The sequence below is a fragment of the Nocardioides sp. genome, assembly GCF_036267815.1.
Classification (GTDB): domain Bacteria; phylum Actinomycetota; class Actinomycetes; order Propionibacteriales; family Nocardioidaceae; genus Nocardioides.
This window is the reverse complement of the sequence record NZ_DATAVI010000084.1, coordinates 1-6518: the sequence shown is the minus strand read 5'-3', so window position 1 is coordinate 6518 and position 6518 is coordinate 1. Positions and strand designations below refer to the sequence as shown.

The 6518-nt window shown below is 69.7% G+C and carries 4 protein-coding genes and 1 pseudogene; all 5 read right to left on the bottom strand.

From position 1 onward, the window contains the following. On the bottom strand, positions 1 to 1000 hold a 1000-nt coding region (locus VHW64_RS17455), incomplete at its 3' end, for a polysaccharide biosynthesis protein (RefSeq protein WP_329651848.1). 36 nt (positions 1001 to 1036) lie between these two features. Continuing rightward, complete coding sequence (locus tag VHW64_RS17450; protein WP_329651847.1) at positions 1037 to 2851, bottom strand: nucleoside-diphosphate sugar epimerase/dehydratase; 1815 nt, start codon at positions 2849 to 2851, stop codon at positions 1037 to 1039. Positions 2852 to 3034: 183 nt separating this feature from the next. Beyond that, a complete protein-coding gene (locus VHW64_RS17445; protein WP_329651846.1) occupies positions 3035 to 4573 on the bottom strand; it encodes a polysaccharide biosynthesis tyrosine autokinase in 1539 nt (512 codons plus the stop codon). 204 nt (positions 4574 to 4777) lie between these two features. Beyond that, positions 4778 to 6106, bottom strand: coding sequence for a hypothetical protein (locus VHW64_RS17440; protein WP_329651845.1), 1329 nt, complete (start codon positions 6104 to 6106; stop codon positions 4778 to 4780). A gap of 212 nt (positions 6107 to 6318) precedes the next feature. After that, positions 6319 to 6518 (bottom strand): annotated as a pseudogene (locus tag VHW64_RS17435) (GDP-L-fucose synthase); the annotation flags it as partial.

The following is a 6518-nucleotide window of genomic DNA, read 5'->3' as shown; positions in this document are numbered from 1 at the left end:
TCAGCAGCGCCACGACGGCGTCGACGTCGAGCCGCTCGGTGTTGTGGGAGTGGTAGTCGTCGACCTCGGACTCCCCCGGATCGCCCTCGTCGAAGTACTCGCCGTAGTTGAGGTCGCGCGCGTCGACGGCGATCCGGAAGTAGTCGCCCTGGTCCTCGGCGCGGCTCAGCTCCTCGCGCGTGGCCAGGGTCTCGTAGAGCTTCTCGCCGTGCCGGGTGCCGATCACCGCGATCTCCTCCTCGCCACCGCAGGCGCGCGCGACCGCCCGCGCCAGGTCGGCGATCGTGGAGGCGGGCGCCTTGCGGACGAACAGGTCGCCCGGTGCCGCGTGGGCGAAGGCGTGCTCCACGAGCGCGACGGACTCCTCCAGGGACATCAGGAAGCGCGTCATCTGCGGGTCGGTGACGGTCAACCGGCGCCCCGCCCTGACCTGGTCGACGAAGAGCGGGATCACCGAGCCGCGCGACATCATCACGTTGCCGTAGCGCACCGTCGAGACGACCGTGCGCGCCGTCGGGTTGTTGCGGGCGAAGGCCTGCGCGACCTTCTCCATCATCGCCTTGGACATCCCCATCGCGTTGATCGGGTACGCCGCCTTGTCGGTGCCCAGGCAGACCACCGACCGCACGCCGTTGGCGTTGCTGGCCTCGATCACGTTGGCACTGCCGAAGACGTTGGTACGCACGGCCTCCAACGGGAAGAACTCGCAGCTCGGCACCTGCTTGAGGGCGGCCGCGTGGAAGACGTAGTCGACACCGCGCGTCGCCCGCTCCACGCTCGTGTAGTCACGCACGTCGCCGATGTAGAAGCGCACCCTCGCGTCGTCCAGCGCCCGCCGCATGTCGTCCTGCTTGAGCTCGTCGCGGGAGAGGATGCGCACCTCGCCCACGCCGCCGGCCAGCAGCCGGCGCACCATCGTCGAGCCGAACGACCCGGTGCCCCCGGTCACCAGAACCGTCGCGCCGCTGGGCACACCGCTGGGCACGCCTGTGGTCTCCACGCCACTCCTCACACTCGTGGGCAATGCTGCACTATCTCAGCGCTGGACGCCGACCCCATCCTGGGTCTGACTGCTGCTCCAAGCGTCGATGAGCTCGCGTGCGAGCGTTGCGGTCACCGTGGCCTCGGTCCGCACGGTGCCGAGAGCCAGCGGCGGGACCTGGACGTGCGAGATCAGGGGATGGATCGGCCGTTCGTCGGGCTCGCCCGCACCGAAGACCTGCTCGTGCAGCTTCTCTCCCGGACGCAGCCCGGTGTGCACGATCTTCATCGGCCGACCGGCCTGGCGGATCAGATGCTCGGCCACGCTCTGGATGCTGACCGGCTCGCCCATGTCGAGGACGAGCGCCTCACCCCGGCGTCCGATCGCGCCCGCCTGGATGACGAGCTGCACGGCCTCCTCGATCGTCATGAAGTACCGCGTGACCTCCGGGTCGGTGACGGTTACCGGGCCGCCGGCGGCGATCTGGGCGGCGAACGACGAGAGGACGGACCCACGGCTGCCCAGCACGTTGCCGAAGCGGACGCTGAGGTACGTGCCGGACGCGCTGTCGGCCACGCCGGCCGTGAGGCGCTCGGCCACCCGCTTGGAGCTGCCCAGGACACAGGTGGGGTCGGCCGCCTTGTCGGTGGAGATGTTGACGAACCTGTCCACCCCGACGTCCTGGGCGGCCTCGAGCACGTTCGCCGTCCCGATCACGTTCGTCTTCACCGCCTCGGCGGGGTACTGCTCGAGAAGCGGCAGGTGCTTGAGCGCGGCCGCGTGGAAGACCACCTCCGGGCGGCGGGTCCGGAAGACGTCGAGAAGAGCGTCGTAGTCGCGGATGTTGTTGAGCACGACGTCGCTGGAGTCGAGCAGGCCGTGACCGCTGACCGACAGCTGGACCGAGTGCAGGCCCGACTCGTCGCGGTCGAGCATGATCAGCTCGGCGGGGTCCCAGCGCTGGATCTGGCGGCACAGCTCGGAGCCGATCGAACCGCCCGCACCGGTGACGAGCACGCGCTTCCCGCTGAGGTAGCCCGCGATCGACGCGAGGTCGGTGTCGACCTGGTGCCGCCCGAGTAGGTCGGCGACGTTGATGTCGCGGATGTCGGAGATCGCGACCCCTTGGTCGATCAGGTCGTCGAGGCCTGGCAGGACCTTGGCCCGCACGTCAGCCTCGAACGCCAGGTCGGCGAGCCGTCGGATCTGCGCCGAGGTCGCGCTCGGGATGGCGATCACCATCTCGGACACTCCGGTGGTGACCGACCGAGCGGCCAGCTGGTCGGTGCGGCCGAGCACGGGGACGCCGCCCACCACGAGGTTCCGCTTGCGCGGGTCGTCGTCGAGGAGGCCCACCGGCGTCCACCGTCGCGCCGGGTCGCGCAGCATCGACCGCACGAGCTGCTGCCCGGCATCGCCCGCACCGGCGACCAGGACGGGCACCGACACCCCGGACGAGGCGAACAGCAGCTGACGCTCGTGCCAGGCCCGGTAGATCCCCCGCGCGGTTCCCATCAGGACCAGCGCCGTGACGCTGGCCGCGGGTGGCACCGAACGCGGGACGTAGACCAGCGGCAGGTTGACCAGCGTGACGACGACACCGACCGCGAGGGCGATCCTGGCCAGCATCACCATGTCGTCGAAGCTGCCGGCGATGGTGCGCCCCTGATGGAACCGCTGGGGCCACGACACGGCGAGGTGGACGGCGGCGGAGAGCAGCGCCAGGACCAACGCGTGGTACGCCGGGTAGCGGTCGAAGTCTCCGCCGTCGACCATGCGGTAGCTGAGCATCGTGAGGTACGCGAGCGCCCAGCAGGTGGTGTCGACGCCAGCGAGGGTCAGCGCACGGTGCGTACGCAGATGTCCCATCAGTCCTGCTGTCACTCGCGCCTCCCGTCACAGCGTCCGAGTCCGTCATTCGAGCAGCGCGCACTTGCGTCGTCCGCACCACTCGACCGGCCGAGGTTACTTATATAGTTTTTCGATAGAACCACCCTAAGGGAGGGCGCCTTTCTGCGCCCTGCCGCTCCCGGATCGCGTGCGTTCGTGTGCTCAGCGGTGCCGGCTGCCTGAGGCGGTCCGCGGGGCTTGCTCGTCCTTCTGGTGGGCGGGCACCGCCCGGATCGGAGCCTCTGCCTCCGCCAGATGAGGCGGAGCGTCGGAGGTCGACTTCGGGTGGGACGACCCTCCGCGTGAGCTCTTCTTCCTCCGGCCGCGCCGAGCCAGGTCCGGCTCGTACCCGCCGTAGCCGTATCCATACCCGTAGCCGTAGCCGCGGCCCGAGGTCGGCGCCATGTTGATCACCATGCCGACGCACTCGCCGTCGACGGCCTGCACCCGCTGGAGGCCGAGCCGCACCTGGTCGCGGCTGGTCTTGCCGTGCCGCACCACCATCATGAGACCGTCGGACTGCGCCGCCAGCAGCGCGGCATCGGTGACCGGCAGCAAGGGCGGCGCGTCGAGCAGCACGACGTCGAAGCGGCTGCGCAGGTCTCGGATCAGCTCCTGCATGGCCCGCGACTGGAGGAGCTCGGACGGGTTGGGGGGACGCCGGCCGGCGGTGAGCACCGACAGGCCGGTGTCCGGATGCTTCTGGAGCGCCTGGTCGAGTGAGAGCTGGCCGATCAGCACTGTCGTCGTACCGACCGCATCGTCGAGCCCGAGCCGCTCGGCGATGCGCGGCCGGCGCAGGTCGCACTCGACCAGGGCGACCCGCTGGCCCGCCAGGGCCATCGTGATCGCCAGGCTGACCGCGGCGGTGGTCTTGCCCTCCTCGGGCACCGAGCTGGAGATCACGAAGACGCGGTCGCTGTGGTCGACGTCGACGAACTGCATGTTGGTGCGCAGCACCCGGAACGCCTCGGCCCACGGGGTCGACTCGCGCAGCGCGACCGCGCTCGGCTTGTGCACCGCGCCGGTGTCGACGTGGACCGTGCCGAGCAAGGGCACGTCGGTGACCTCCTCGAGGTCCTCCGCCGACGAGATCGAGGTGTCGAGCCGGTCGCGGAGCACCGCCAGGCCGATCCCGATGAGCAGACCGACGATGAGGCCCAGGGCGATGTCGCGCTCCTTGCGGGGGCTCACCGGGCTGGTCGGCAGCTGGGCGTCGTCGACGACCGACATCCGGATCGGTGAGGGCTTGCCGTCGGCCGGCGCCTCGATCCGGGTCACCTCGCGACTGAGCTCGACGGCGTACGCCTGGGCGATCGCCTTGGCCGCCGATCGGTTGGCGTCGGTTGCGGTGATGGTGAGGTTGACGGTGTTGGGGACGACGGACGACGAGACCCGCTTCACCAGGCCGTCGGCGCCGTACGCCCCTCCGAGCCGGTTCGAGACGCGTTGGGCGAGCGAATGGGTCTTGACCAGGTTCGCGTAGGACTGCACCCGCTCGATCGCCAGGGAGTTGCCCTGGTTGGCCTCGGTGAGGTCGCTGCTCTGCGACGACGTCGAGACGAAGAGCCGGGTGCTGGAGGCGTACATCGGGGTCGAGAGGCCGATCAGGGCCACGGCTCCGGCGATGCCGAGCACGATGGGGACGGCGATCCAGCGCCACCGCCTGCGGAGGATCCGCAAGTAGTCCGAAAGCTCCACGTCATCCCGTCTCAGTCGGTTGCGACCCCCCGACGAGTGCTGACTCTACTGGGCCAGGTGGGGGGGACCTATGGCGGAGTTAAGCATAGGTCCGCCGGTCCAGCCCAAGCCCGCCGCGGTCGCGCAAATTTCCCAGCGCAGCCCCGGGTGGCGTGAGCGCGTGGATCCGACCGCACCGCGTGGAGGCGGTGCCGAAGCGCGGGCTCAGTGGTGCAGGAACACCGGCGCCTGGGTGACCTTGAGCTTGTGTCCCGCGACGACGCGGCGCTGGCCGCCCGTCATCGTCTCCAGGTGTCGCGTGCCGTGCGGGACGCGGATCCGTGCCTTCCCCTGGGTCGTCCAGTACACCCAGGCGTCGTGGTGTGCCGACGTCAGCTCGCAGGCGTAGAGGTGGTGCTTCTTGCTCGTGCAGGACCGCACGGTGCTGCCCGTCAACCACTGGTGCACGGTCTGGTAGGCCACGCCCGCCTTCGAGATGGTGGTGTTGTCCTCGTCGAGCAGCTGCACGCCGAGAGTCGGCTGGTAGTGCCAGATCAGCCAGTAGACCCGCTTCACGTTGGCGGCGGCGTTGAGCAGGTAGGTGCGCACGACATACGACGCCTGGGTCTGCATCGGAAGCGTGCTCACCAGCTGGTGCGCGCCGAGGACCCCGTAGTTGATCTCCATGTTCCACACGGGCGCCGAGACCTTGTACTTCTTCATGATCCGGCGAGCCAGCGTGACATAGCCCGCCGAGGTCTCGGGGGTGCCGTCCGCCGGCGGGTAGGGGTCGATCCCGACCGCGTCGACGTAGCTTCCGATCCGGTGACCGCCGACCTTCTGGGCGAAGAACGACTTCATCCAGCGCTGCTCGAACTTGAGCCGCAGCACCATCGCCGGCGACACCACCACGGCCTGCGGCGCCTGCCCGTGGATGATCTGGGACGCCGCCGCCACCAGCGACGCGAGCTGCTGCGGGGTGCCGCTCCAGTTTCCGATGATGTTGGGCTCGGGCCAGATCTCGTACTCGATGCTGGCGCCGTACCGGTCGACGACCGCCTGGACATAGCTCTTCCAGGCGTCGATCGGCGGCATCTGGGTGGACGCCGGGTGGAGGTCGAGGACGCTGGCGTAGAAGTTCGGTGTTGCCCCGAGCACGAGCAGCGGCTTGGCGTGGTGCGCCTGGGCCTGCGCGACCAGGGCGTCGAGGTTGGTGAAGTCGTAGTGTCCGGGGGAGGTCTCGATCGAGCGCCAGTACACGCCGTTCGAGCTGAGGTCGAGTGCCTTCACGGGCACGGTGGGATAGCCGGTGTCCAGCGACGGGGCCCACATGCCGAAGAAGCCGGCGCCGATCTTCTGACCCTTGGGCCGCTTGTGGTGCTTGTGCTGGTGGCCCTTGGGCTGGTGCGCCTGGCGGCTGCCGGCGTGGCTGGCTCCGGTCGCCCGGCTGTCACCGGCCGAGGCCGGGCCGGTCAGGCCGGTCAGCAGGACCAGGGCGCCGACGGCGGCAACCCCGCGGGTCACCCAGGGGGTCCCGAAACGACGTGCGTGCACGCTCTTCACCTTCACTCGAGATCCCAGCCCGACCGAACCATAGGTCGCGGGCCCCCTCCGCGGGGCATTTTCGCCCGATTGGTGACCTACGACCCCGTCGAGTTGGCCCCCCTGACGGGGTAGTCCCTGACAGAAATGTCGTCAGCGAGGTCCGGCGACGACATTTCTGTCAGGGACTACCCGATTGGGACTAGCCACTCAAGGAGGGGGGGTCAGCCGACCTCGCGGAGGGTGTCGGCGTGGTCGCGGTACCACGCGACGGTGGCGGCGATGCCGTCGTGCAGGCGGATGCTCGGCTGCCAGCCGAGCGAGTGCAGGAGGCTGACGTCGAGAAGCTTGCGGGGAGTGCCGTCGGGCTTCGAGGCGTCCCACTCGGTGCGGCCGGTGAAGCCGACGGCGTCGGCGACGAGCG